This is a genomic window from Achromobacter spanius (genome assembly GCF_039673305.1).
In the GTDB taxonomy this organism is placed as follows: domain Bacteria; phylum Pseudomonadota; class Gammaproteobacteria; order Burkholderiales; family Burkholderiaceae_B; genus Achromobacter; species Achromobacter spanius_F.
On the sequence record NZ_JBDJLJ010000111.1, the window covers coordinates 1 to 4,431 of the forward strand.

A 4,431-nucleotide genomic window follows, 5' to 3' on the forward strand; every position below is an offset into this window, starting at 1 on the left:
GTTCATGGGACTCCGGAAGGTTGGGCACGCGGCGGCGCGGAGTGTGGTTCGGGAAAGCGGCGGGGCGCAATGCGCCGCGCGGGGCCGCCGGCCACTGTAGCCAGCGCACCGCCCTGCGTCAATGCGGAATGCCCGCAGGGCCGCGGCTACACTGGGCCATCCGCCAGACGCAGCCCGGAGCCGGCCCATGCAGATCAGTCCCGAAACGCCCGATGACCGCGACGCCATCTTCGCCGTGACGCAGGCCGCGTTCAAGGATCAGCCCCACAGCCAGCAGACGGAGGGCTACATCGTCGATGCGCTGCGCGCGGCGGACGCGCTGACCCTGTCGCTGGTGGCGCGCCTGGAAGGGCGGGTGGCCGGGCATATCGCGTTCTCGCCCGTCGCGATCAGCGACGGCACGCCGGGCTGGCACGGATTGGGACCGGTGTCGGTGGCGCCGGCGCACCAGGGCCGCGGCATTGGCGCCGCCCTGATCCGTGACGGACTGGCGCGTCTCAAGGCGATGGGCGCGGCGGGGTGCGTGGTGCTGGGCGAGCCGGCCTATTACGCGCGCTTCGGCTTCGCGCCGACGCCCGCGCTGACGTATCCGGGCGCGCCGCCCGAATACTTCATGGCGATGGTGTTCGCGCGGCCTGCGCATGGCCAGGTGTCGTACCACGCCGGCTTTTACGCCAGCGCGAATTCCTCGCCGTCGTAGCGGGCCGCAAGCTGACAAAGAATTTGTAGCCGTTTGCTTATGCCCGCCGCATCAAACGCGGCGGGGCTTCTGGTGCAGGCCTAGCCGCCCTTCTGCGCCTTCGCCATGTAGTCGATGGTCAGGTTCGACAGCGCGCGCACGCCGTTGATCAGGCCCGATTCGTCTACGTAGAAGCGCGGCGAGTGATTCGGCGCGGCCTTGTCGACGTCGGTGCCCTTGGGCGTCACGCCCAGGTAGAAGAACATGCCGGGCACTTTTTCCTGGTAGAAGGAAAAGTCCTCGGACGCGGTGGACTTGGGTTGCAGGCCATAGTTGCCTTCGCCGGCCACGCGGCGCAGCGTGGGGCCCATCTGCTCGGCCAGCGCGGGCGGATTGACGGTGGCGTTGTAGAGTTCGACCACCCGCACGTCAGCCTTGGCGCCCGCGCTCTGCGCGATCATGTCCGCGGTGCGCGCGATGCGCTGGTGGATGTCTTTCTTCATGCCTTCGTCATACGTGCGGATGGTGCCCGTCATGGCGACGCTGTCCGGCACGATGTTCATGCGGTTGCCGCCGTGGATGGCGCCCACCGTGATCACGGCCGGTTCCAGCATGCTGTTGATCTGGCGGCTGGGGATGGTCTGCAGGCCCAGGATGATCTGCGAGCTGACCACGATGGGATCGATGCCCGACCACGGCCGCGCGCCGTGCGTCTGCTTGCCGGTGACGTCGATCCAGAACTGGTCGGCGGCGGCCATGGCCGGGCCGCCGCGCCAGGCCAGCCAACCCGCCGGATAGGCGCTGGACACATGCAGGCCGAAGATGGCGTCGACCTTGGGATTGTCCAGCACGCCTTCCTGCACCATCATCTTGGCGCCCCAGATCTTCTTGCCGTCGGGCTCGAAATCGGCGGGGCTTTCCTCGGCCGGCTGGAAGATGAATTTCACGGTGCCGGGCAACTGGTCCTTCATGCCGGCCAGCACTTCGGCCGCCGCCATCAGGATGGCCGTATGGGTGTCGTGGCCGCAGGCGTGCATCACGTCCACCTCTTTGCCCAGGTACGTGCCCTTGGCCTTGGACGCGAACGGCACATCCACCTGTTCTTTCACCGGCAGGGCGTCCATGTCGGCGCGCAGCGCCACCACGGGGCCGGGCTTGCCGCCCTTGAGCACGGCCACCACGCCCGTGCCGGCCACGCCGGTCTTCACGTCCATGCCCAGCGCGCGCAGATGGTCGGCCACGAGCTTGGACGTGCGGTGTTCCTGGTTGCCGAGTTCGGGATGCTGATGAATGTCGCGGCGCCACGCGATGAGCTTGTCCTCGATGGCCTTGGCGTGCTGGTCGATCTGCGCGGCCAGCGCCGGGTCGGCTGCCGGCTGCACCGCGCCTTGGGTGCCGGGGGCGCCTTGCGCGGCGGCCGGGCCGGCAAAGGCCAGATGGGCGGCCAGGGCCAGCGGCGCCAGGCGGAACAGGAATTTACGTTGCGGCATGTTCTCCTCCTCTTGGTTGTTAACCTGTTATCGAAGAGGATCTTACCCGAGCGCCCCGGCCGCGGCGTGGCTGTTTCCTGTGCTTACTTTGCGTGGAATTTACCGGGCGGCGGCTGGCGCGCCGCCCGGCTCGGGACCGCGCTATTGCAGCTTGATGCCCAGCTCCTTGATCAGCGGTCCCATCTCCGCGCGGTCCGTCTCGATGGTGGCCGCCAGCTCCTGCGGCGAGCTGCCGATGGGAATCATGCCCAGCGTTTCCATCTGCGCCTTCATCGCCGGATCTTCAAGGATGTCCGATACCGCTTTCTGGATCAGCGCCACGCGGTCCTGGGGAATGCCCGCCGGACCCATCAGGCCGATCCACGGCTGCGGCGCGTAGTCCAGGCCGGACTCCTTCAGCGTGGGCGTATCGGGCAGGCCGCCGAAGCGTTGCGGGCTGGTGATTGCCAGCGCACGCAGGCGGCCGCTGTCGATCAGGCCCTTGGAACTGGACGGCGCGTCCAGGCCCACGTCCAGCTGGCCGCCGATCAGGTCGTTCTGCGTCTTGCCGGATGACGACGACGGCACGTACAGCGCCTTGATGCCGGCGCGGCGCGCCGTCTGCTCCCACACCAGATGGAAGGCGGTGCCGATGGAGAACGAGCCCACGCTCAGGTTGCGCGCGCGGCTTTCGCGCACGAAGTCGTCCCAGGTCTTGAGCGGACTGTCCTTGGGCACGATGAAGATGAAGGGCGTGCGCGCCACCAGCGAAATGGGCTGCAGGTCTTTCTGTGTATCGAACGGCAGGCTGTCCACCGCGAACGGCACGATGGTGACCGACGACGCCACCACCATGCCAAGCGTGTAGCCGTCGGGCGCGGACTTGACCAGCGCGCCGGTGCTGATGATGCCCGACGCGCCGGGCCTGTTCTCCACCACGACGGGCTGCCCCCAGGCGGCGCCCAGCTTGCTGGCCAGCACGCGCAGCATCACGTCCACCGGACCGCCGGGCGGATTGGACACGATGATCTTGACCGGTTTGTCGGGATAGGCGGCGGTGGCGGCCAACGGCATCAGCAGCGCCAGGGCGATCGCGGTTTGCTTGAACATGGAATTCCCCTTGTGTTGTTGGTGTGTGCCTGGTTCAGGCCAGGATCTGCATGTGCGGGGCCGCGGGCCAGTCCGGGGCTTCGCCCCGGATGAAGGCGATCCACGCCTGCTGCGTCTGGCGCGCCAGCTGCTCAGCCTGCGCGGCCGGCAGGCCGGCCAGCATGGGCGCGCCGGCAAACGCCTGCAAGGTGTCGAACACGAACGGCAGCTCGATGCAATGGCAGGCGCCGAAGCGGTCGGTGGGGGCCACGTCGAAGCGCGCCAGCCACGCCTGGCGGCCCTGGGCGATGGTCTGCCGCGCCCACAGGCGCGACGGGGCGCCGAACACCGCGTCGCCCATTTCCTGGCTGGCGGCGTCGGTGCCGTGGTCCGGGAACGCGGCCATCTCGTCGCGCGTGTAGCAGACCAGCACGTCGGCGCGGCCCGCGGCCTTCAGCAGCGCGGGCGCGATGTCCTGCGGCAGCACCTGGCCGTCCAGCACGGGGGTGAAGAGGCTGCGGCTGCTGCCTTCGGCGCGCAAGGCCTGCACGACCTCGGGCGCCTGTTGCGCGGCCAGTAGCGCGGCCACGGGCAGCTCGCGGGCGGCCTGCAGCGAACTGGCCCCGGCCGCCTGCAGAAAGGCCTGCCCCAGGGTATCGGCTTGCTGCGCGGTGCGAAAGCCCCGGCCCAGTGCGGCGCTTTGCAGGATGGAGCGCGAGAACCTCGGCTTGCGCGCCAGCATGGCGCAGATCGACGATGCGCCGGCGGACTGCCCCATGACCGTGATGCGCTGCGGATCGCCGCCCAGGTCCTGGATGTTGTCCAGCACCCAGTCGATCGCGGCTTCCTGGTCCAGCAGGCCCGCGTTGGCCGCCTGGCCGGGCACGTACAGCCAGCCCAGCGCGGCCAGCCGGTAGTTGACGGCCACCACGACGATGTCGCCGCGCCGCGCCAGGCGAGCGCCGTCGTACCAGTCGAGCGCGCCGCCGCCGCTTTGCCAGGCGCCGCCGTGCAGCCACACCACCACGGGTCGTCGCTTGCCGTCGGCAGCCGGCGTCCACACGGTCAGGTGCAGGCAGTCTTCGGATTGTTCGGCGCTGAAATCGCCCATGGCGCCGCGCAGGCGCGACGGCAATTGCGGCGCGACCGGGCCGGGCCGGGTCGCGTCGAGCTCACCGCGCCACGTCGCGGGCT

General features: G+C 69.4%; 4 protein-coding genes. 1 reads left to right on the plus strand and 3 read right to left on the minus strand.

Annotated features, from left to right (window positions below; translation table 11 throughout):
- Positions 1–187: 187 nt before the first annotated feature.
- Positions 188–700 carry a GNAT family N-acetyltransferase gene (locus tag ABE485_RS30945; protein WP_346519075.1) on the plus strand — a complete coding sequence of 171 codons (513 nt, stop codon included), beginning with the start codon at positions 188–190 and terminating at the stop codon, positions 698–700.
- Between the two features lie 80 nt (positions 701–780).
- Here ABE485_RS30945 and ABE485_RS30950 read toward each other — a convergent pair whose 3' ends face one another.
- The 3 genes from ABE485_RS30950 to ABE485_RS30960 all read right to left on the minus strand — a co-directional run.
- Positions 781–2,169, minus strand: a complete 1,389-nt coding sequence (locus ABE485_RS30950; protein WP_346519076.1) for an amidohydrolase — start codon at positions 2,167–2,169, stop codon at positions 781–783.
- 141 nt (positions 2,170–2,310) lie between these two features.
- Positions 2,311–3,258 (minus strand): Bug family tripartite tricarboxylate transporter substrate binding protein, encoded by a 948-nt coding sequence (locus ABE485_RS30955; RefSeq protein ID WP_346519077.1) that lies wholly within the window; start codon positions 3,256–3,258, stop codon positions 2,311–2,313.
- A 34-nt stretch (positions 3,259–3,292) separates the two neighbouring features.
- Positions 3,293–4,431: carboxylesterase family protein (locus ABE485_RS30960; RefSeq protein WP_346519078.1), on the minus strand; the 1,139-nt coding region annotated here is incomplete at its 5' end.